The organism is Candidatus Symbiopectobacterium sp. NZEC135, from assembly GCF_025962695.1.
The window spans coordinates 39,897-61,017 of the sequence record NZ_JAGFPF010000002.1 but is presented as its reverse complement, the minus strand read 5'-3'; the positions used below and the strand labels follow the sequence as shown (position 1 = coordinate 61,017).

Here is a 21,121-nt window from a genome sequence, read left to right as displayed (position 1 = left end):
TTCCGCGTGAGCGGAAATCATGCGCTCTCACATAATTGTAGGTATAGAAAAACCCGCCATTGACGCCGTCTGCTATGATCCTGACAATGCTCTCCCTTTTCTCCAACGTCCTGTTTATCGAACATACTGTTTAGTAAACCAAAGGTGCCGTTGATAACCCGGTAGGACTTTATGGAAGCGTGGCTGGATCATTTTGTGACCCAATCTGTCACCTATTCGCTGATTGCGGTGATGTTAGTGGCTTTTTTGGAATCGCTGGCGCTGGTAGGGCTGTTGCTGCCCGGCACAGTGATGATGGCGACACTGGGCGCGCTCATCGGTAGCGGGCAACTGAGCCTGTACGCTGCGTGGGGTGCCGGGTTGGTGGGCTGCCTGCTCGGCGATTGGATATCCTATTTCATCGGCTGGAAATTCAAAACGCCGCTGCACAACTGGTCGTTTTTAAACAGACACCAGACTTTACTACGTCGCACGGAGCACGCCCTGCACCAACATCCGATGCCCACGATCATCATCGGGCGCTTCGTGGGCCCAACCCGCCCTCTGATCCCGATGGTGGCGGGGATGCTGGCGCTTCCCCCCGCACGCTTTGCGCTGCCGAATATCATCGGTTGCGTTGTCTGGCCGCCGGTCTATTTTATGCCGGGCATTCTGGCGGGCGTCGCGTATGACATTCCGTCCGGTGGTAACAGTGCGTCATTCCGCTGGTTGTTGCTGGGGGTAGCAATACTGGTGTGGCTTGCTGGATGGCTAGGCTGGCACTGGTGGAACAGCCGCAAGCAAACCAAAAGCCGTAAACGCTTGATATGGTTAACCGTGGCGCGTTTACGCTGGTTGGCCCCGTTGACCATGACGGCTGCCGTCGCGGGGGTGGTGATGTTACTTCAACACCCGATGATGCCGGTGTACAGCCACCTACTCGGAAAAGTGGTGTTGCGGGGTTAATTCACCTGCTGATGTGTCACGAAACTAGATCTGTTTGAAACGTTGTTTTACTATCATCCCCGCGTGAAGGCGGCGGCAGTCCACCGGATTGCTGTTGTTCACGTTAATACCATAACCAATGGATGGAAAAACAATGAAAAAGATCGTGATTACGGCACTGGTGCTGTTGATGAGCGCAGGGGCCTATGCCGCTGGGAATAAAACGAAAACGGTTACCGAAAAAGACTACGGTGACAAGTGGCCGTTCACGTTTGTCAAAGGGGAACTTGCCTGTTTGTCTGGCTCGGCCGTGGTGGTGAAAAACAGTAAAGACGGCAAAGTGTATGCGCTTAATGGCATGGCAAATGCCTTCGTTGGCCGTGAACTCGGCGGCGCAGCGATATTGGATACCAAAGCCGTTACCAAACCCCACCCACAATTGCAGGGATATCAGATGTCTACCCTGGATTTCATGGTGGAAGGTCAGGAACTCTGCAAGTGATTACTGAGTAATTTTTCGCAGGATGACTCACGCATCCTGCTCATCGAAGCCGTCGGTAAGGCGTTAACGATAAAACTCAGCCACCTGATCAAAAATGCGCATGTCGGCACCGTGGCGGCGCACCTGTAGCACATCTTCCAGCTTTTCCACCTGACTTATCATTTGCGGTAGTCGGCTGTCTTCCTGCACCAGAAGCCAGATGCGGCTCTCTTTTCCCCCGGCGAGTGGCATACACAGAATACCTTCTACGTTATAAGCGCGACGGGCGAACAGTCCGCACACATGCGACATGACGCCTGGGTGGTTGCGTACCGCCAGTTCCAGCGTTACGTGAGACGAAGTTGATTGATTTTGCATGGTGTCAGTCTCCAATCATATCGATGTTGGCCCCGCCCGGCGGTACCATCGGGTATACTTTTTCGTTGGCATCAATGGCCGCATGAATCAGCGCCGGACCCGGCGTGTGCAGGGCATCTGCCAGCATGGCGGCCGGATCGTCTGCGTTATTCAGGTCATACGCGGCGAAGCCAAAGCCACGTGCGATGCTGATAAAATCGGTTTGATAGCGGTAGTCAGCGGCGAAGATGCGCTGCCCATAGAACAAGTCTTGCTGCTGGTGCACCAGCCCCAATGCCTGATTGTTCATCAGGATGACTTTAACGTTGAGCCCTTCTTCGGCCGCCGTCGCCATCTCTTGAATGTTCATCATGATGCTGCCGTCGCCGGAAAAACACACCACAATTTTGTCGGGTTCTGCCAGCGCGGCACCCATTGCAGCGGGCAGGCCAAATCCCATGGTGCCGAGGCCGCCGGAGGTCAGCCACTGGCGCGGTCGGCGCAGCGGATAGCTCTGTGCCACCCACATCTGATGCTGGCCCACATCGGTAGCGATGATGGCATCGTCCGTCAGCGCCTGCGCTGTGGCTTGTACCAGCCCATAGTGACTCAGCGGATCGTCTGCACCCGGCATGCGGAACGGATAGGTGTGCTGTAACGCGGATACCGTCTGATGCCATTTCTCCCGCTTTTGCGGTTCAATCAACGGCAACAGCTGTGTCAGCGCTTCACCCACATCGGCATGCAGCCCAACGTGTGCCTGACGAATTTTTCCCAGTTCCGCCGCATCGATATCGATATGGATGATGCTGGCATCCGGGCAGAACTGCTCCGCTTTACCGATTGCGCGATCGTCAAAGCGTGCGCCCAGTACGATAAGCAAGTCTGACTGCTGCAAAATCAGGTTCGTGGAGCGGGCAGCATGCATGCCTAACATGCCGAGTGACAGCGGGTGATCGGTCGGCATGGCGCCAAGCGCCATCAGTGTCATGGTGGTCGGCAGATTGGCGCGCTCGGCGAGTTCAATCGCCTGTTTATGGGCCTCGGCGCTGATGATGCCACCGCCCAGATAGAGGATTGGGCGCTCGGCCGCATTGATCATCGCGGCGGCCTGTGCGATGGCTTGTGTATCGATGGCGGGCGTGAGATCGGATTCAGCAATGGCAGGCAGTTCGGACAATTCTATGGTAGCGGTTTGAATATCCTTCGGAATGTCGATCCACACCGGGCCGGGGCGCCCTGATTGCGCGATGCGAAACGCGTCTGAAATCACGCGCGGCAGTTCGTTGATGTCCCGCACCAAATAGTTATGTTTGGTGACGGGGATGGAAATGCCATAGGTATCCACTTCCTGAAAGGCATCGGTGCCGATCATGGTCGAAGGGACCTGACCGGTAATGCATACCAGTGGGATGGAATCGAGTTTCGCATCAGCAATCGCGGTCAGCAGGTTAGTGGCTCCTGGACCGCTGGAGGCCAGACAAACGGCGGCTTTGCCACTGGCGCGCGCCATGCCCTGCGCGATAAACCCGGCCCCTTGCTCATGGCGGGCGAGAATATGGCGAATGGTTTTGCTCTGTCCCAGCGCATCGTACAGCGGCAGTGCCGCTCCGCCGGGAATGCCTGCTACCGTGGTGATGCCCTGCTGTTCCAACAGCCGGACGATCAACTGTGCTCCGGTATAACGCATAGTAATATCCTTCATCTGGGCCGGTGCGTTTTCGGAGCGGGGAGGTAAAAACAAGAAACCCCGCTCGGCTTGCGCCGGCGGGGTTTGGGAATCGTGCTGTGATTCGGAACCCGTTACGGCGCGTCGCCGACGACGACCACCACGACCACGCGCACGACGACGACCGCGTCAACATGCGCGGTGTGTAGTAGTGCAGAAGTCATAGTAGCGGAGTGTCTCACGGGTATCCTGTCAATCAGTCAGTTAATTAGCCGTTTTATATAAGCACGGCCATTGCAATAGGCGCAATACCCACAAGGAATAAAAAGCGAAAATTTTATTCAGCTCACAAAATACCCGGTGTGGAGTAGCAGCCCGGTGTAGACGATCAGTCACGTTCTGCGCTGATCCCCAATATCCGCGCTGCTTCGCTGCTGCCGTCACACAACGATGCGGTGGGGCCATCGTAGGCGATGTTTCCGTCTACCAACAGCAGACTGCGCGGCGCAATACGTAACGCGTCATCCAGATTGTGAGTGACCATCAGCAGAGTAAGCTGCTGTTCTTCGCATACCGTATCAACCAGCGTGAGCATGTCCTGACGCAGCGCCGGATCGAGCGCGGAGAACGGTTCATCCAGCAGCAGAATAGGGCGTTGGCGCAGCAGGCAGCGGGCCAATGCGGCGCGCTGGCGTTGACCGCCAGACACCTGTGCGGGCAGGCGTTGCATCAGGCTGCTCAAGCCAACGTGCTCGGCAATGGCGTGCAATGCCTGACGCTGTGCTGACGTGAGACGCAAGCCGGGGTGCAGGCCAAGGGCAATATTTTGCTCCAGCGTCAGGTGCGGGAACAGGTTATTTTCCTGAAACAGAATCGACACCGGGCGTTCGGCGGGCGGCGTATAGCGATGATCGTCGCCATTGAGCATCAGTTCGCCGCCGTTCGGTAATAAAAAACCGGCAATCAGACTGAGCAGCGTGCTTTTACCCGCACCGCTTGGCCCCAACAGGGCAACGCGCTCTCCCGCAGCGATGTTGACATCGAACAGCATGGGAGCCTGTTGATAGAGATAAGTGAGTTTATTCAACGACAGCATGTCGGCCCGCCCGTTTTTGCCACAGGGTTAACGTCTCCATCATGGTAAACAACGCGAAACAGAGCAGCATCAGCAGCAGTGCGGTTACGGCACCGTCTGCGCTGCGATAAGCGCCAATTTGTTGGTAAAGATAGAAGGGCAGCGTGCGGAACTGCTCATTGCCAAACAAGGCAATAATGCCGAAATCCCCAACTGACAGTACGCAGGCAAATGCCATCGCCTGCGCGATCGGTTGTTGCAACGCGCGCAGTTCAATCAGACGAAGACGATGCCAGCCGCGAATATCCAGCGACTGGCACAGCGGATTATAGCGCTGAGCAATGTCGAGCATCGGGTTCTCCAACACCTTGAGCGCATAGGGGATGGCCATCAGCGCGTTAGTGATAACCACCAACCCATAGGGCGATGTCGGCAGTCCGACGGTATTGTTGAGCACAAGAAAGAAGCCCGTTGCCAACACAATGCCCGGCATCGCCAGAATCAGCAGGCCGCTGATGTCCATCAACTGTCCCGCCAGCCGCTGCTGACGCAGTTTCAGCTCACGGCTGCTCCACAGCAGCATCAGGGTCAGGATCACACACAGCACACCCGCGCCGAGGGCGATACGCAGGGATGTCCACAGCGTTTGCCACAGTGCGGGCCGTTTCAGCACCGTCAGCATTGCCGGATTCAGGCCGTCCAGCACCACGGCCAGCAAGGGGGGCAGCAGCAATAACAGCGCGGCGACGATAATCACGGTATCGCCCAATCGTCCGGACAGTGAATCTTGCGGGTTGCGCCAACGCAATTGCTGGGTATTGCCCACAGCAAACCACGATCCGAGTCGTTGGCTGAGTAGCACCAACCCCAGACAACAGATCATCTGGATCAGCGCCAGTCCTGCCGCGCGTGCGGGATCGTAATCAAAGCTCAATGCCTGATAGATAGCCAGTTCGATGGTGGTGGCGCGCGGGCCACCGCCGAGAGAGAGTACGGTGGCAAAACTGGCAAAGCAGAGCATGAAAATCAGTGCTGCACTGGGCAGGATCTGACGCCGCAACCACGGCCATTCAATAAGACGAAAGGTTTGCCAGGCATTCATGCCCAATTGGGCCGCTAGCTGACGCTGTTCCGTAGAGATGGACTCCAGGGCTTGCAACAGCAGACGTGTCGCCAGCGGCAGATTGAAGAACACGTGGGCCAACAGAATCCCTTGCAGGCCATAGGGGGAAAAGGTGTAGTTGATGCCGAGCGCGCTTAAACCTTGTGCCAGCCAGCCCTGTTGCCCGTAAACGCGCAGTATGCCAAATACCGCCACCAACACCGGTAACACTAACGTCATGGCGCACAGGCGCAGCAGCCAGGTTCTGCCAGGGAAATGGCGGCGGTAGAGGGCGCGTGCCAGCACAATGGCTGGCAGCGTGGAGAGTAGCGCCGAAAGCAATGCCTGCCAAAAGGTAAAGCGCACCACGTACCACACATAGCTGTCACCCCATAGCGTCTGCCATGGGGTATCGGGTGCCTGATGCCAGAGCGCGCCAAACGCGAGCAGGGCAACGCCTGCCAGCAGTGCCGCGGTAAACAGCCCAGGCCAGAGCCAGTGTGGGATCAGCGGCTGAGGGCGCGTTGCCATGCCTGAATCCACTGCCCGCGCAGGTCCGCCACCTCTTGTGCGCTAAAGGACAGCGCTTTTTCCGGGCGAGCCAGCGACTGGAACCCTTCCGGCAGTGCCACGCCAGTGACCGGATACATCCAGTTGGTGGTCGGGATCAGGCTTTGGAACGTCGGGCTGAGGATAAACTGCATAAAGCGGTTTGCGAGTTCCGGCTGCTTACTGGCGGTCAACTGCCCGGCAACCTCAACTTGCATATAGTGGCCTTCGCTGAACAGTGCCGCCGCGTAGTTGGTCTTTTTCTCTTCGATAATGTGATAGGCCGGAGAGGTGGTGTAGCTCAGTACCATATCCGCTTCGCCCTTGAGGAACAGGCCGTAAGCTTCACTCCACCCTTTGGTGACGGTAACGGTTTTACGTGCCAGTTTTTGCCAGGCATCGGGTGCTTTATCGCCATAGACTTTTTGCATCCACAGCAGCAGTCCCAGCCCCGGCGTACTGGTGCGCGGGTCTTGATAAATCACCTTTAGCGGTTGATCGCTGTTGATCAAGGCATCAAGACTGGTCGGTGGATTTTTTAGCGTGTCTTTGTTGTAGACAAACGCGAAGTAGCCGTAATCGTACGGCAGGAACGTGGCATTATCCCAGCCGCCGGGCAGCGTTAACGCCTCGGTTTTCACGCGGTGTGCGGTAAACAAACCGGTATCTGCTGCCGCTTTGAGCAGGTTGTTATCCAACCCCAAAACGATATCTGCTTTGCTGTTTTTGCCTTCCATGCGCAAGCGGTTTAACAGGGCAACGCCATCTTCCAGCGCGACAAAATTCAATTCGCACTCGCACTCTTTTTCGAAGGCTTTTTTAATCGCCGGGCCGGGGCCCCATTCAGACGCGAACGAGTCATAGGTGTAAACGGTCAATGCGGGTTTGGCATTAGCGACAGCAGAACCGAACAGCAGGGCTGAGAGGCCGAGCACGGGAAGCAATAAACGGGATAATAGCGACTGTAACACTTTGCACTCCTGGGTAAATTAGGGTGGCAAAGGACTTTGAGGCAGGCGAATGCACTCTCAAATCCCTTCGCCGGTATTAACCGGATCAGGTTCGACGGGTATTTTCTCAGCATAAATACCGTGCGTTGACGATGCGATATCATCAACAAACGGCCTGCACCCCGTTGAGAACGTTATTATTGTAAAGGGTTTGTAGCATCAGGGAAAGTCGGCATCATGCTCCGGTGGCACAAACCAGGCGGATTTAAAGTCGAACCAGCCCAACATGTTCATGCGCACGCCGCGCATGCTGCGCTGCCCCTGCAACTGTAACCAGTGGTGAAACAGCGGGTGGATCTCACCGCTTTCAATCAGACGTTGGCTGAAGTCAGCGATAGAGAGCGTTTGACTGTGCCAGCGCTGCGCGTCTTCTTGTAGCGAGTCGCTCAGGCAATGACGCAGCAGCGGTAACTCATACAGCAGGGCAAACAGCGAGAACTCCAGCGGCGGATAGCAGTTGACGCTGCTCAGCCAGATGTCGCTTTCCGCGTCTCCCTGATACCATTGCTCGTAGTCGACTTTCTGTATGTGCAGCGTCACGCCCTGCTGCGCCAGTAGGCCATGCATGATCTCGCCAATGATGCGGTACTCGGGGTGCTCCTGATAAAACGTCAGGGTGATATCCGCCAGGCCAGCAGGTTTCAGCGGTTGATTCTCAAAACGCTGGTGATGCCAACGAGGCAGTAAACTATACGCTGGTGACCAGCTATGTCGGTGGGTGCTCGTTGTCTGGCTGAGTAGCGTGATAGGGTGGAAGATCTGGCTGATCCAGCGGCGCACCTCGCTGTTCGCGCCATGCGCAGAGCGGGTGTCATACAGCAGGAAATAGCACCCTTCCTCCATGCGGCTTTCCAGCTCGTCGCGCGTGGAGGTGTCACTTTGTACCTGAATAGACACCGGCAACTCTTCGGAGGCGTCTGGCAACACCCATATATTGACCTCATCGATCAGCGCCCGGTAGCCGAAATAATCGTCAAAGGCTTTTATTTTCAACTGACTGTCGCTGTTTTTCTCCACCGCATAAGGGCCGGTGCCGACAGGGTGACGCGCAAAATCGCCCTGTGTCTGCCAGTCGTGGGGCAGGATCATGGCATGTGCGCTGCCGAGCAGCCAGGGGAGCCAGCCATCGGGTTCGCTCAGTTCCACATCAATCACAAAGGGAATGGGGGAAGTCACGCGTGTGATGTGTGAGAATAATGCCTGCGATGTCAACCGCATCAGCGAGGCGATAACATCCTTCATCACCAGCTCGCGTCCATCGTGGAAGCGGATCGCCGGGCGCAAATAAAAACGCCAGCGTTGCGGCGTCATTTGCTGCCAGTGGTGCGCGAGGTCCGGGGCGATTTCCCCATTTTCCTCATTTATCTTGGTTAACCCGCTGAAGATCTGCCTGACGATGTGCATTTCTGAGCGTCGCAGTGCAGAACCGGGTAGCAGGTTCCGCAGCGGACGATAATAGAGCACGCGCAGCAGATGTTTTCCCTGACGAAAACGGCGTCCCAAATGGGACAGCAACATCTGGCGCACCGTCTCCTTATCGCCGATTAACTGGATCAATTGCTCGACGTGATCCTGCTCCAACAAGTCTTCTGCGCGCTGTTGTTGTAACGTTAACCCGGTATAGATAAAACTGAGTCGGGAGCGTTTGCCGCGTCCTGCTTCCGCCTGCCACAGCAGCCATCCCTCTTTCTGCATGGCCCCGAGCAGTGAACGGATATGACGGCGCGAGCAGAGTAATACCCCCGCCAGCTCTTCGAGCGTGGTCTCGGTATCCTGCCCCTGAAAGCGCTGCCAGAGGCGGACAAACTGTTGTTGCAAACGTGTCGACGACATAAAAGAGGAACTCCGCGAACCAAAGTCATCAATTTATCTTTCCCTATATTACGGCGATACTGCACAACAAGGAAAGCACGGAGGTGGCTAATGGCGATTTCACGGCTCAATCAATTTTACCGGCACTACTTCTTGTATTGCCCTGGCTGCTGGCTGAGGAGGATCAGCGCTCAGCAAAAGCTGGCGTTGTTACAGCAGGTGACACAGTGGGACATCGACACGATGTCGGAAGAAGCGTACCGGCACTGGCTCTAGTGCTGTTCTGGTAGTAGAGAAACTTCTGAGTAATGGTGCTTTTCACCAGCCAGCGGCGAGAGCTGCTGGCATTTTTATTGCCCGTCAATGGCGTTGCACGCTTATTGAAAATAAATTTATCATCGTTAACTGGTTCTGATATGGTCAAAAGGTATCGCTGTCTGTTAGCGTGAAAGCATGTTTTTAGTTGGTTATTCCCATGGTCGTTGAGGTTGCTGTTCTAAAAAAATTTTCAGGAACGTAATTTGCGATGTTGTTTTGAAAAAAATAATCTATTAACTCATTTTTGAATTTGACACCGGCTTTTTGATAGATCCTGTGTACATGATTAGACACGGTTCGATGGGATACAAAGAGCCGTATTGAAATTTCTTTTATCGTAAACCCTTGCAGTAAATAAAATACAACTTCCCATTCTCTTTTGCTGAAAAAATCTGATGGAGGTGTGAAAACGAGAGATGTCTGTGTTTTTATCTTTTTTAATTTCTCTAATGCGATAGTGTCAACCGGACGGCCATGAAAAATGGTGCCTCGACATGTGCCTGTTTCATCTATAAGAGGGTATTTATCAAAATACCAAGGCTGTAAGTAAGGTTGGTTACCGAAAGGGTGTATTTCAATGGATGTTACACGATCGAGCAATTGTTCAACTTTTCTATCATGTAATTGAAAGTAAATTTGAAAATCAGCCGTAGCAGCAGGAAGTTCACCATCGAGCCGTCCCTCGACGTTGTATGTTTTAGGAAGCGCAAGTAAGTCGTGATATTTTCTATTGGCATAGATGAATTTTGATGTGTGATCTTTAGCCCCCCAGGGCTCGTTGCTTATCTCCCAAAAGTGTACCAGAGGTTTAATTAAATGCTCAACAGAGATAGCCATGTTTTGTCCTTGTATGATTTATTCGGTAAATAAATTTGGATAGCATGTTCGGTCATGGTTTATATGTGAGGTAGGGCAAAGAAATATTAATTCAACGTTCTCTTTTGCAACTAGTTGATGTGCTGTTTGCGGGTGAATACAAAAAACACAACCGCGAGAAAAATGTGATTTTTTAATTTTTTTTATTTTTCCTTTTTCAACATCCCCTGTCCAGATATCACCGGACCCAGAAAGAATAACATACCACTCTTCGCCGTGTTCATGAGCATGACACCCAATATACCGCCCTGCGGTAATGGTGGTTGCGTAAGCGTTTATTCCTGTTTTTTTTATCAAAGGATTAATTGCGATTCCCACTGTATCATCATGCATTGCCATATCTGTCAAAAAACGTGAAAAATCAATCATTATATATTCCTTATGAAAGAATAAGTCATTTTTACTCTAGGGTAGCCGATGTTTTTGGCGTTAACCTGTTTTACATTACAAATAAACGCTTGTATGAAAGGTAAACGATAGCAATAAAAGTGTTGAGGGCGCAGCTAAATGAATAATTAACGTTGCATTTTACACCAGGGAAAATCATGTCACTTTTCAGTATATTGTAATACCTAATAGTGCAAGTAAGTGTAGAGATAAGAATAAAAGTCGTTTGCTGACAAACCAGCACCGACGGTGCTGGTTGCTGGCGGAAGCGAAAGAGGAGGGATCACGTAGGGCGAACAACGGCTAGCGCGGTGAGCAACACCTCCTTGGTCATACGCACACAATACGCAGGTGTACCTCGTTCAAAGCGCCATCCTTCGGTGAGTGCACCCACATCGACCGCATCAAAACCGAAAGCTTCATACAATTCACGGGCGATCTGCTTGCCTTGTGCATTATCTCCTGCCAATGGCAGTGCCCGACGGTTGGGGCTGCCCGCCGGTAAACCATCGCTTTCCAATTGCGTCATCTGAATGGCATTGAACGCCTTGGTGATGATGGCACCGGATAAATGGCGTGCCAGCAGTTTACTGGTGGTGGTTTGCGCCCTGTCGAGCACATCAACCTGACCATCACGCTCCGGGTAATAATTGACGGCATCGAGTACCTGCTTGCCCGCCAGCAGCGCGGCAGGCAATTGATCGATTGCCGTCAGCGGAACGGCTATCACCACCACATCACCAAACTGAATGGCCTGTTCCACTGTTCCTGCCTGACAGCCTACCATCGAGCGGAAGCTGAACAGCGTTTGTGGGCCGCGTGAGTTACTGAGCATCACCTGATGCCCGGTGTTAACCGCGAGCGTGGCAATCGTTCGCCCGACAAAGCCTGCGCCAATAATGCCTATTTTCATGCCGATCTCCTGTTGGGTTATTTATCAACAGGGAGCGTAATTCACCACGAAAATAAGATAAAATTACAAATGACATATAAATAAACAACCAGTTGGAGTGAATGATGGACAGGCTGACCAGCATGCACATCTTTGTTAAAGCCGCTGAGTTGGGCTCTTTTGCTGCGGTGGCCGAGGTGTTGCACCTTTCTCCCCAAGGGGTGGCTAAGCATGTGGCCTGGCTGGAGGCGCGTTTGGGGGCGCGATTGCTCAACCGCACCACGCGGCGTCAAAATTTGACCGATATCGGCCGCAGCTATTATGAGCGCTGCAAGATTGTATTGGCAGAAGTTGAAGCGGCAGAAGCGATTGCGCTAGAGATGAAAGCCACGCCGTCGGGGACCATCCGGGTTAATGCGCCCGTTACCTTTGGCGCTTATGCACTCGCGCCCTTTATTACCCGCTATCTCGATCGTTATCCAGATACGCAGATCGAACTGACGCTTAACGATCGCATGGTCGATCCTATTGAGGAGGGTTTTGAAGTGGTCGTGCGCATCGGTGAACTGGCCGACAGTTCGATGATTGCCTGGCCGTTAAGGCCCTATCGGCTGATTGCCTGTGCCTCACCCACTTATGTGGCACGCGAAGGTTTCCCTGAGAAACCCAGCGATTTGGCGCATCACGCTTGTCTGGTGTACGGCGAATGGACACCCACTGTGCCGTGCCGCTGGCTGTTCCAGCGTGAAGGGAAGAGCGAAGAAGTCAGGCCAACCGGGCGGTTTCGTGCCAATGACTGGAAAGCGCTGCTGTATGCGGCAATCGAGGGGTATGGCGTCACACTGGGGCCCGCCGATGTGTTGGACAAAGAGATTGACGCTGGACGTTTGGTTCAAGTGCTGCCGGAATATCAAGGCCCGGCCCGCCCGATGCATGTGCTGGTGCCTGCAGCGCGGCGGCAAACGGTCAAGATCCGCTGCTTTGTCGATGCGCTGAGAGAAGCGTTTGGATTCGCTCATGCAAAATAAAAAGAGTACCGCACTGCACGGTACTCAAGCTTGCTAATAATGTCTAAGGGATTGGTATCCAGCGTTGAGTATTAGCCTCATTACATTGAAAAACATTGGTAAGTGAATTCTGCTGGCCATTATTCAGCGCATGTAAACATTTTCCAGTACCAGCATTAAAATATGCACTGGTTCTGTTCACCCTTAACCATTGTTGCCTGGCACTATTATCACACGCTGTAGTGATTACACTATTGTTTATTCCTGACGACAAACATTGTGTTGGATTACTTGTTTGGCGAAAATAATAAGCCGCGTCTTGAGAGAATACTTGATTATTGTTAGGTGAGCACTCCCATAAACCTGCTACTGTACCCCCCCCTAATAAATCGAGACAAAAACCATGAGCGGCATTACGAAGTTGTTTTCTAATCGTTGGTGGCTCAGGGTTAACGCTAAGTGTACAGATTTGCTCCGTTGAGCAAACGGATCTTGCGATGTGTTGGCAATTTCCATAGGTATATGTGATGCTTCCTGTTGGCGGTATTGAATTATTCACTGTTGGTGTGCCAAATACAGCAATTGCTTTTGGAACAACGTCACATGATGGGTGTTGCTCGCTGCCTTGGGCAAAATTTTCCACCCACTCAGCTAGACGGTAAACTCCTCTATAACTTGGCGGTACGTTGATTGTTGCAATCGTTCTTGTCTGGTTTGTTTTGGTATCGTGAATAGTTGCTGTCCAGGCATTATTTGCTGAATTATTGATTCTTAACTTATAAGTAACTCCCTCTTCCCATTGATATTCTACATCACATTGTACTCCAGAACCTTCGTGAGTGAAAAATCTACAATGGGTACCTTGAGCCGCTTGCCAACCGAGAGCCCCCCATATAGAGAAATTTACTGCTTTCATGTTTGCATTTCGGCTTTGTAAGCCTAAGTATCCCCCTTCCCGTTTACCGATAAATCCCCACTCGTGCGCCCAAAATGTCCTTCCGTTAAAGCCGGGTTCAGCTGTTATAGTAATAGTAAATTCCATGCTGTTATACCCTCCTGAGATTATAGGCCAATTTCGATGCACTACGGCCATTCCACCAGCGACAACAGCATAAGCGGATGAATATATAGCATTGCCGAAAATTAATAATAATATAAGTAATAGTTTTATCTTCATGATATCTCCGAGGGAGTATGAGGTTTAAATAGCTGCTATTGCAAATAGTGTTGGTCCTAATTAATTTTTTTGAAACGGATTTTACTGGTTTTTATATTATAGGTTTGCGCAGAAGGCAGCGAAGGGAAATTAGGATTTTTATTACAGTAAGGATGGGCTATTACATAGGATACTGAAATATGCCAAATTTTTTGTTGGCCTGATGATTATATTTTTATGATAACTTCCCCATACTCATCAAGTCTTTTTGATTTTCTGGGGAGCGTAAATTTGTTTTTAACGCAAAAATGCCGGTTGCTGCTGCTCGTAGCGTGCAATGGCTTCTTCGTGTTGTAAGGTCAAGCCGATGCTGTCCAGCCCGTTAATCATGCAGTGACGGCGGAAGCTATCGATTTCAAACGGGTATTTCTTCCCGCCAGCGTCGACCGTCTGCGCTTCCAGATCCACTGTAAAGGTGATGCCCTGTGTTCCGTCGACCAGTCTGAACAGGTCGTCGATATCGCTATCACTCAGTTTTACCGGCAGCAACTGGTTGTTAAACGCGTTACCGTAGAAAATATCCGCAAAGCTTGGCGCGATCACCACGTGAAAACCGTAGTCGGTCAGTGCCCAGGGGGCATGCTCACGGGAGGATCCACAGCCGAAGTTTTCGCGCGCCAGCAGGATGGTGGCACCTTTATAACGCGGTTTATTCAGCACAAACTCCGGATTGGGTTGTTGCCCCGCATCATCCAGAAAACGCCAGTCGTGAAACAGATGTTGGCCGAAACCGGTGCGCGTCACCTTCTGCAAAAACTGCTTGGGGATGATCGCATCTGTGTCTACGTTAGCGGCATCCAGCGGCACGACCAGCCCGGTATGTTGGGTAAATTTAGCCATCAGGCGTCTCCTTATTAATTCGCGGACGAAGGTAATTCGCGGATATCCGCGAAATGCCCTGTCACGGCGGCAGCGGCAGCCATCGCCGGGCTGACCAGGTGAGTACGGCCCGCACGCCCCTGACGGCCTTCAAAGTTACGGTTGCTGGTGGATGCACAGCGCTCACCGGGGTTCAGACGGTCATTGTTCATCGCCAGACACATGGAGCAGCCCGGCAGACGCCATTCGAAACCGGCTTCGATAAACACCTTGTCCAGACCTTCCAGCTCCGCCATGGTTTTCACCGGGCCAGAGCCGGGCACCACGATAGCCTGCACGCCTGCGGCCACTTTACGCCCTTTGGCGATAGCCGCGGCGGCGCGTAAATCTTCGATACGCGAGTTAGTACAGGAACCGATAAACACTTTGTCGATGGCAACATCGGTCAGCTTGATGCCCGGTTGCAGATCCATATACGCCAGCGCTTTGGCGGCAGAGGCACGCTCAACCGGATCGCTGAAGGAGTCAGGATCGGGGATATTCTGGTTCACCGCGATAACCTGACCGGGGTTGGTACCCCAGGTTACCTGCGGCGCGATATCGGCGGCATTCAATGTGACAACGGTGTCAAACACCGCATCTGCATCGGATTTCAGCGTGCTCCAGTACGCCACGCCAGCGTCCCAATCGGCACCTTTCGGTGCGAACTGGCGGCCTTTCAGGTAGGCAAACGTGGTTTCATCCGGGGCCACTAAACCGGCCTTTGCGCCCATCTCAATCGCCATGTTACACAGCGTCATGCGGCCTTCCATGCTCAACGCGCGGATGGCGTCGCCACAGAATTCCACCACGTGACCTGTGCCGCCTGCGCTGCCGGTTTTACCGATAATCGCCAGCACGATGTCTTTCGCGGTGATGCCGGGCGCAGCCTGGCCTGTGACTTCAATTTTCATGGCTTTGGCTCGACCCTGCTTCAGGGTTTGCGTCGCCATCACATGTTCCACTTCAGAGGTGCCAATCCCAAACGCCAGTGAACCAAAGGCACCGTGGGTCGCGGTATGGGAATCACCGCACACAATGGTCATGCCCGGCAGGGTCATGCCCTGTTCCGGCCCGATAACGTGGACGATGCCTTGATACGGGTGGTTCAGATCGTACAACTGCACGCCAAACTCGGCGCAGTTCTTGATCAGTTCCTGCATCTGGATACGGGCCATTTCACCACAGGCATTGATGTCTTTGGTCTGGGTGGACACGTTGTGATCCATGGTGGCAAAGGTTTTGCCCGGCTGGCGCAGTTTGCGCCCCATGGCACGCAGGCCATCAAAGGCTTGCGGCGAGGTCACTTCATGCACCAGATGGCGGTCGATATACAGCAGCGGCGTTTCATTCTGCGCTTCGTACACCACGTGGGCATCGAACAACTTCTGGTATAAGGTTTTGCTCATGGTTACACCCCTTGCGCCACAAAGCGGGCAATGGCATCGCCCATTTCGTCGGTGCTGATGGCTTTGCCGTCACGGCTCGCCAGATCGCCAGTACGGTAGCCTTCGGCCAGCGCGGTGTTGACCGCGTTTTCGATGGCGTTAGCCGCGTCATCCGCTTCCAGGCTGTAGCGCAGCAGCAGTGCCAATGACAGGATCTGTGCGATCGGGTTAGCGATGTTTTTGCCCGCGATATCCGGTGCAGAACCGCCCGCCGGTTCGTACAGGCCGAAACCTTGTTCATTCAGGCTGGCGGAAGGCAGCATACCCATTGAACCGGTAATCATCGCACATTCGTCAGACAGGATGTCGCCAAACAGGTTGGAGCACAGCATCACGTCAAACTGGGACGGATCTTTGATCAACTGCATGGTGGCGTTGTCGATGTACAGGTGCGCCAGCGTCACGTCCGGGTAGTCTTTGCTGACTTCGGTGACGATTTCACGCCACAGGATGGAGCTTTGCAGCACGTTGGCTTTATCGATGGACGTGACTTTGCTGCGACGCTTGCGCGCTGACTCAAAGGCAATGCGAGCGATACGCTCGATCTCAAAACGGTGATACACCTCAGTGTCGAAAGCGCGTTCATGTTGACCGCTGCCTTCACGGCCTTTCGGCTGGCCGAAGTAGATACCGCCGGTCAGTTCGCGCACGCACAGAATGTCGAAACCGTTCGCGGCGATGTCGCTGCGCAGTGGGCAAAATGCTTCCAGCCCTTGGTAAAGACGCGCCGGACGCAGGTTACAGAACAGACGGAAGTGCTTACGCAATGGCAGCAACGCGCCGCGCTCCGGTTGCTCTGCGGGCGGCAGATGCTCCCATTTTGGGCCGCCAACCGAGCCGAACAGAATGGCGTCAGCCTGCTCGCAACCGGCGACGGTGGCGGGGGGCAGCGGTGTGCCCTGACGGTCGATAGCAATGCCGCCGACGTCATATTCGCTGGTGGTGATACGCAAACCGAAACGCTGGCGAACCGCGTCTAACACTTTATGGGCTTGCGCCATGACTTCCGGGCCGATGCCGTCACCGGGTAAGACGGCGATATGGTAACTCTTTGTCATCACACTGTTTCCTGGCTATTTTGTTGTTTGTTGTGGTGCTGCAAACGCTGAATTTCTTGTTCTACTAACTGTGCGCGTTTGATGTTATTTAAGACGTTGACCATCGCTTTGGCGGAAGACTCAACGATGTCGGTCGCCAGACCCACCCCGTGGAAGCGACGACCTTGATAAGCGGCGACGATATCCACCTGTCCCAGCGCATCGCGCCCTTGGCCCTTGGCGGTCAACTGGTATTTCACCAGTTCAATGCCGTAGCCCGTGATGCGGTTAATGGCTTGATAAACCGCATCGACCGGGCCGTTGCCTGTCGCAGCTTCGGCTTGCACCTCATCGCCACAGCCTAACTGCACGGAAGCGGTCGCTATCATGCTGGAACCGGATTGCACGTTAAAAGCATCCAGACGGTAATATTCTGCGCCTTCCTGCTGGTTATTGATAAAGGCCAGCGCTTCCAAATCGTAGTCAAACACCTGGCCCTTCTTGTCGGCCAGTTTCAGGAAATCGGCGTACAGCGTATCCAGATTATAGTCGCTGTCTTGATAGCCCATCTCTTCCATACGGTGTTTCACTGCCGCACGGCCGGAGCGAGACGTCAGGTTCAGTTGTACTTCCTTCAAGCCGATGGATTCCGGCGTCATGATTTCGTAGTTGGAGCGGTTTTTCAGCACACCGTCCTGATGGATACCGGAAGAGTGGGCGAAGGCGTTAGAACCGATAATCGCTTTGTTGCCGGGGATCGGCATGTTGCAAATCTGGCTCACCAACTGGCTGGTGCGATAGATTTCCTGATGATTGATATTGGTGTGGACATTCAGCAAATCCTGACGGGTTTTGATCGCCATGATCACTTCTTCCAACGCGGTGTTGCCTGCGCGCTCGCCCAGACCGTTCAACGTGCCTTCTACCTGACGCGCGCCAGCCTGCACGGCGGTGATGGAGTTAGCGACCGACATGCCCAGATCGTCATGGCAGTGCACGGAAATAATTGCTTTGTCGATGTTCGGCACACGATCGTACAGCGTAGTGATGATGCCGCCGAACTGATACGGCGTGGTGTAACCCACGGTGTCAGGAATGTTGATGGTGGTAGCACCGGCGTTAATTGCGGCTTCAACGATACGGCACAGGTTATCGATAGGCGTACGACCTGCATCTTCGCAGGAGAACTCTACATCGTCGGTGTAGTTACGTGCCCGTTTGACGGAGTGCACCGCTTTCTCAATCACCTGCTCGAACGACAAACGCAGTTTGGATTCTATGTGCAGGGTGGAGGTAGCCAGGAACACGTGAATACGGAAGGCTTCGGCAACGCGCAGCGCTTCGGCGGCGACATCAATATCTTTATCAACGCAGCGGGCCAAACCACACACCCGGCTGTTTTTGATCTGACGCGCAATGGTCTGTACCGATTCGAAATCGCCCGGTGAAGAGACCGGGAAGCCGACTTCCATCACGTCCACGCCTAATCTTTCCAGCGCGTAGGCCACTTGCAGTTTCTCTTTTACACTCAGACTGGCTTGTAAGGCCTGCTCACCATCACGCAATGTGGTATCGAAAATAATGACCTGCTGGCTCATTGGAAAGATTCCTTATCGTGTTTATTCGAGCGCCGGACGGGTAAAAAAAAACCCGCGCATCGGCGCGGGTTCTTCGTTCTGTGTAACGTGAAATCAGCTCTGACTTTCACCCACAGGCATACCGCGCAATGTTGATGCGTGTAGTAGTAGGCCTAGTAGGAAAGTGTGTTTGAACATGATATCTCGTCTGATCCGTTTAGCTGTAAAATTCGCCATACACCGCTTAACCGCGTAAATGGCATCGCTCGTGCTTTTATTGGTACTTGATTCTTGTGGGTATGTCAAGCATTTGTGGTAATTGTGTTGTGCCCGTTTTCTGTCGCAACGAAACCGTTTGCGTTGCTGTCGTCACGTGGAGTGCGTAAATAGGGAGATGTGCGTGGCGTCAATCTTCCGTCATACCAACGTGAAAGATCGTTGCGGTTTCTGGCAAGATCAGTAGACTGCGCCAAAATAATAAACAGTTGTACGCTGAAATTTCCCAGGCTCATTTTTATTATGTCTACCCATTTGTCGCAATACCATTTGGTTGAACGCATTCAACACCAGATTGCTCATTGTTCCGGCCGTACCGCACTGCGTGAGTGGTCCGCCGCTGGCGAAACGCAGTTGACCTGGTTTCAGGCCGGTGCGCGTATTCGTCGCATTGCCACTGCACTGCTCTCGCTGGGGATTGATGCCCAAGAGCGTGTCGCGCTGTTCTCTCATAATTCCCTCAACTGGTCGCTGGCGGATCTCGCGACGTTGTACGTGCGTGGTGTGACCGTCCCGATTTATGCCACCAACACGGCGACGCAGGCGGCGTTTATCATCAATGACGCGGATATACGCACCATTTTTGTCGGTTCTCAGCCGCAGTATGATGCGATATTGGCGCTGCTGCCGGAGTGCCCGCAGCTTAAACGCATCATTGTGCTTGATGACAATGTGAACCTGCATCACTGCCCGTTGGCGCTCACGCTGGCGGCGTTCGAGGCCGATGTGGATGACGCCTACTGGCAGCCTGCGCTGCAACAGCGCATCGATGCGCGCAATCTGGACGATCTTTTCACGCTGATCTACACCTCCGGCACCACCGGTGAGCCGAAAGGGGTGATGCTGGATTACGCCAACATGGCGATGGTGCTGAAGCTGCATGATGAGCGCCTGTGCGTGTCGCAGGACGATATCTCTCTGAGCTTCCTGCCCCTGTCTCACGTGTTTGAGCGCGCCTGGTCGTTTTACATCATGCATACCGGTGCGCAAAACGTGTATCTGACCGACACCAATCTGGTACGCAATGCGATGCAGGCCGTCTCACCGACCGTGATGTGTGCGGTGCCGCGTTTTTACGAGAAAGTGTATAGCGCCATTCATGAAAAAGTGGCACAGGCACCCTGGCATCGTCGTACGCTGTTTAACTGGGCTATCGCCCAGGGGCGCAAGGCGTTTCTGACGCGTATTGCGGGCAAATCACGCTCACCGTTGCAGGCTCTCCTGCATCGCGTCGCAGATCGGTTGGTGTTGACCAAACTGCGCCACCTGTTGGGCGGTAAGATTCGCTTTATGCCTGCGGCTGGCGCACATCTGGATGAGAATATCATTCTGTTTTTCCAGTCGATGGGCGTGCGCGTTATTTACGGTTACGGCATGACGGAAACCTGCGCCACAGTCTCGTGCTGGGAAGCGAATAACGTGCGGCTGGGCTCGATCGGCACACCGCTCCCCGGAATTGAAGTGCGCATTGGCGACGAAAACGAAATACAGGTGCGCGGTGCTACGCTGATGCGCGGTTATTTCCGCCGTCCGCAGGAAACCGCTGAAGCCTTCACCGCCGATGGCTGGCTGAAAACCGGTGACGCCGGGAAGCTGGATGCCGAGGGTAACCTGTATATCACCGAGCGTCTGAAAGACCTGATGAAAACCTCCGGCGGAAAATATATTGCGCCGCAGCACTTGGAAGGCACATTGGGCCAAGACCGCTTTATCGAGCAGGTGGCGGTGATTGCCGATGCGCGCAAATATGTCTCTGCGTTGATTGTGCCTTGTTTTGAAGCGCTCGAAGAGTACGCGGCATCCGCCAACCTCAAGTATCATGACAGGCTTGAGTTGTTACGCCACAGTCACATTATTGAACTGTTTGAACAGCGCCTGCGTGACATGCAAAAAGAGCTGTCACGCGTCGAACAGGTCAAGCGCTTTACCCTGCTGGCGACCCCTTTCTCCATGGAAAGCGGGGAGTTAACGCCGACATTGAAACTGCGACGTAAGATCATCGCCCAGCGCTATCAGTTGGAAATCGATGCCATGTACGGCGAATAACCCCGAGTAACTTGCTGCGGGTCAGATACACGAATTTTTAACTTTTTTGCTGAAAATTTACCGCTGCAATTGGCTGTCATCGCGGAATAATCACTATCCGCGATGACGCCATTTAGCGTTTTATCTCAGCTGAATCCCTTCTGGCGGTGTAAACCCGTTTCTTCTTGTGTGTTCCTTGCTTCTCCCTCGTTTGCCTGTGCCATC

The 21,121-nt window shown here is 53.4% G+C and carries 19 protein-coding genes and 1 riboswitch; of the genes, 5 read left to right on the top strand and 14 right to left on the bottom strand.

Annotated features, from left to right (window positions below):
- Window positions 1-171 precede the first annotated feature (171 nt).
- Together J5224_RS01805 and J5224_RS01800 are read left to right on the top strand one after the other, a co-directional pair.
- Window positions 172-945 carry a DedA family protein gene (locus tag J5224_RS01805; RefSeq protein WP_264623728.1) on the top strand — a complete coding sequence of 258 codons (774 nt, stop codon included), beginning with the start codon at window positions 172-174 and terminating at the stop codon, window positions 943-945.
- A gap of 133 nt (window positions 946-1,078) precedes the next feature.
- A complete protein-coding gene (locus J5224_RS01800) occupies window positions 1,079-1,426 on the top strand; it encodes a YebY family protein (RefSeq protein ID WP_264623727.1) in 348 nt (115 codons plus the stop codon).
- 63 nt (window positions 1,427-1,489) lie between these two features.
- Here J5224_RS01800 and ilvN read toward each other — a convergent pair whose 3' ends face one another.
- The 6 genes from ilvN to sgrR form a co-directional block, all read right to left on the bottom strand.
- The gene (gene ilvN / locus J5224_RS01795) at window positions 1,490-1,783 is read right to left on the bottom strand and encodes an acetolactate synthase small subunit (protein ID WP_222158218.1); all 294 of its coding nucleotides are present in this window, start codon (window positions 1,781-1,783) and stop codon (window positions 1,490-1,492) included.
- 4 nt (window positions 1,784-1,787) lie between these two features.
- Window positions 1,788-3,452 (bottom strand): acetolactate synthase large subunit, encoded by a 1,665-nt coding sequence (gene ilvB, locus J5224_RS01790; protein ID WP_264623726.1) that lies wholly within the window; start codon window positions 3,450-3,452, stop codon window positions 1,788-1,790.
- A gap of 367 nt (window positions 3,453-3,819) precedes the next feature.
- Window positions 3,820-4,527: a thiamine ABC transporter ATP-binding protein ThiQ gene (gene thiQ, locus J5224_RS01785; RefSeq protein ID WP_264623725.1), complete on the bottom strand. Its 708-nt coding sequence runs from the start codon at window positions 4,525-4,527 to the stop codon at window positions 3,820-3,822.
- On the bottom strand, window positions 4,511-6,139 hold the full coding sequence (gene thiP, locus J5224_RS01780) for a thiamine/thiamine pyrophosphate ABC transporter permease ThiP (protein ID WP_264623724.1): 1,629 nt from the start codon (window positions 6,137-6,139) through the stop codon (window positions 4,511-4,513). Before thiP ends, thiQ begins: the two co-directional genes overlap by 17 nt.
- Entirely contained in the window at window positions 6,115-7,128 is a 1,014-nt protein-coding gene (gene thiB / locus J5224_RS01775) for a thiamine ABC transporter substrate binding subunit (protein ID WP_264623723.1), read from the bottom strand. The genes thiP and thiB overlap by 25 nt, the downstream gene beginning before the upstream one ends.
- Before the next feature lie 44 nt (window positions 7,129-7,172).
- Window positions 7,173-7,302, bottom strand: a riboswitch (TPP riboswitch).
- A gap of 24 nt (window positions 7,303-7,326) precedes the next feature.
- On the bottom strand, window positions 7,327-9,000 hold the full coding sequence (gene sgrR / locus J5224_RS01770) for an HTH-type transcriptional regulator SgrR (RefSeq protein ID WP_264623722.1): 1,674 nt from the start codon (window positions 8,998-9,000) through the stop codon (window positions 7,327-7,329).
- 90 nt (window positions 9,001-9,090) lie between these two features.
- On the opposite strand from sgrR, the gene sgrT reads away from it, so the two are divergent.
- Entirely contained in the window at window positions 9,091-9,255 is a 165-nt protein-coding gene (gene sgrT / locus J5224_RS35745) for a glucose uptake inhibitor SgrT (protein ID WP_413544632.1), read from the top strand.
- 183 nt (window positions 9,256-9,438) lie between these two features.
- Here sgrT and J5224_RS01765 read toward each other — a convergent pair whose 3' ends face one another.
- The 3 genes from J5224_RS01765 to J5224_RS01755 all read right to left on the bottom strand — a co-directional run bounded on the left by J5224_RS01765 (window position 9,439) and on the right by J5224_RS01755 (window position 11,473).
- The gene (locus J5224_RS01765; protein ID WP_264623721.1) at window positions 9,439-10,134 is read right to left on the bottom strand and encodes a helix-turn-helix transcriptional regulator; all 696 of its coding nucleotides are present in this window, start codon (window positions 10,132-10,134) and stop codon (window positions 9,439-9,441) included.
- A gap of 18 nt (window positions 10,135-10,152) precedes the next feature.
- Window positions 10,153-10,542 (bottom strand): cupin domain-containing protein, encoded by a 390-nt coding sequence (locus tag J5224_RS01760; RefSeq protein ID WP_264623720.1) that lies wholly within the window; start codon window positions 10,540-10,542, stop codon window positions 10,153-10,155.
- 301 nt (window positions 10,543-10,843) lie between these two features.
- Entirely contained in the window at window positions 10,844-11,473 is a 630-nt protein-coding gene (locus J5224_RS01755) for an NADPH-dependent F420 reductase (RefSeq protein WP_264623719.1), read from the bottom strand.
- 104 nt (window positions 11,474-11,577) lie between these two features.
- Between J5224_RS01755 and J5224_RS01750 the strand changes: the two genes are divergently transcribed.
- Window positions 11,578-12,480 (top strand): LysR family transcriptional regulator, encoded by a 903-nt coding sequence (locus tag J5224_RS01750; protein ID WP_264623866.1) that lies wholly within the window; start codon window positions 11,578-11,580, stop codon window positions 12,478-12,480.
- A gap of 43 nt (window positions 12,481-12,523) precedes the next feature.
- On the opposite strand, the gene J5224_RS01745 is transcribed toward J5224_RS01750, so the two are convergent.
- The 5 genes from J5224_RS01745 to leuA all read right to left on the bottom strand — a co-directional run bounded on the left by J5224_RS01745 (window position 12,524) and on the right by leuA (window position 18,616).
- Complete coding sequence (locus J5224_RS01745; protein ID WP_264623718.1) at window positions 12,524-13,636, bottom strand: DUF3472 domain-containing protein; 1,113 nt, start codon at window positions 13,634-13,636, stop codon at window positions 12,524-12,526.
- 276 nt (window positions 13,637-13,912) lie between these two features.
- Window positions 13,913-14,515, bottom strand: a complete 603-nt coding sequence (gene leuD / locus J5224_RS01740) for a 3-isopropylmalate dehydratase small subunit (RefSeq protein ID WP_264623717.1) — start codon at window positions 14,513-14,515, stop codon at window positions 13,913-13,915.
- A gap of 14 nt (window positions 14,516-14,529) precedes the next feature.
- A complete protein-coding gene (leuC, locus tag J5224_RS01735) occupies window positions 14,530-15,942 on the bottom strand; it encodes a 3-isopropylmalate dehydratase large subunit (RefSeq protein WP_264623716.1) in 1,413 nt (470 codons plus the stop codon).
- A gap of 2 nt (window positions 15,943-15,944) precedes the next feature.
- Window positions 15,945-17,039, bottom strand: coding sequence for a 3-isopropylmalate dehydrogenase (gene leuB, locus J5224_RS01730; RefSeq protein WP_195312045.1), 1,095 nt, complete (start codon window positions 17,037-17,039; stop codon window positions 15,945-15,947).
- The gene (gene leuA, locus J5224_RS01725; protein ID WP_264623715.1) at window positions 17,039-18,616 is read right to left on the bottom strand and encodes a 2-isopropylmalate synthase; all 1,578 of its coding nucleotides are present in this window, start codon (window positions 18,614-18,616) and stop codon (window positions 17,039-17,041) included. The genes leuB and leuA overlap by 1 nt, the downstream gene beginning before the upstream one ends.
- A 498-nt stretch (window positions 18,617-19,114) precedes the next feature.
- Between leuA and J5224_RS01720 the strand changes: the two genes are divergently transcribed.
- Window positions 19,115-20,917, top strand: a complete 1,803-nt coding sequence (locus J5224_RS01720) for an AMP-dependent synthetase/ligase (RefSeq protein WP_264623714.1) — start codon at window positions 19,115-19,117, stop codon at window positions 20,915-20,917.
- Window positions 20,918-21,121 lie beyond the last annotated feature (204 nt).

Coding starts and splice junctions, on each gene's coding strand:
- J5224_RS01805 (WP_264623728.1), top strand. CDS start 172: ATGGAAGCGTGGCTGGATCATTTTGTGACCCAATCTGTCACCTATTCG.
- J5224_RS01800 (WP_264623727.1), top strand. CDS start 1,079: ATGAAAAAGATCGTGATTACGGCACTGGTGCTGTTGATGAGCGCAGGG.
- ilvN (WP_222158218.1), bottom strand. CDS start 1,783: ATGCAAAATCAATCAACTTCGTCTCACGTAACGCTGGAACTGGCGGTA.
- ilvB (WP_264623726.1), bottom strand. CDS start 3,452: ATGCGTTATACCGGAGCACAGTTGATCGTCCGGCTGTTGGAACAGCAG.
- thiQ (WP_264623725.1), bottom strand. CDS start 4,527: ATGCTGTCGTTGAATAAACTCACTTATCTCTATCAACAGGCTCCCATG.
- thiP (WP_264623724.1), bottom strand. CDS start 6,139: ATGGCAACGCGCCCTCAGCCGCTGATCCCACACTGGCTCTGGCCTGGG.
- sgrR (WP_264623722.1), bottom strand. CDS start 9,000: ATGTCGTCGACACGTTTGCAACAACAGTTTGTCCGCCTCTGGCAGCGC.
- sgrT (WP_413544632.1), top strand. CDS start 9,091: ATGGCGATTTCACGGCTCAATCAATTTTACCGGCACTACTTCTTGTAT.
- J5224_RS01765 (WP_264623721.1), bottom strand. CDS start 10,134: ATGGCTATCTCTGTTGAGCATTTAATTAAACCTCTGGTACACTTTTGG.
- J5224_RS01760 (WP_264623720.1), bottom strand. CDS start 10,542: ATGATTGATTTTTCACGTTTTTTGACAGATATGGCAATGCATGATGAT.
- J5224_RS01755 (WP_264623719.1), bottom strand. CDS start 11,473: ATGAAAATAGGCATTATTGGCGCAGGCTTTGTCGGGCGAACGATTGCC.
- J5224_RS01750 (WP_264623866.1), top strand. CDS start 11,578: ATGGACAGGCTGACCAGCATGCACATCTTTGTTAAAGCCGCTGAGTTG.
- J5224_RS01745 (WP_264623718.1), bottom strand. CDS start 13,636: ATGAAGATAAAACTATTACTTATATTATTATTAATTTTCGGCAATGCT.
- leuD (WP_264623717.1), bottom strand. CDS start 14,515: ATGGCTAAATTTACCCAACATACCGGGCTGGTCGTGCCGCTGGATGCC.
- leuC (WP_264623716.1), bottom strand. CDS start 15,942: ATGAGCAAAACCTTATACCAGAAGTTGTTCGATGCCCACGTGGTGTAC.
- leuB (WP_195312045.1), bottom strand. CDS start 17,039: ATGACAAAGAGTTACCATATCGCCGTCTTACCCGGTGACGGCATCGGC.
- leuA (WP_264623715.1), bottom strand. CDS start 18,616: ATGAGCCAGCAGGTCATTATTTTCGATACCACATTGCGTGATGGTGAG.
- J5224_RS01720 (WP_264623714.1), top strand. CDS start 19,115: ATGTCTACCCATTTGTCGCAATACCATTTGGTTGAACGCATTCAACAC.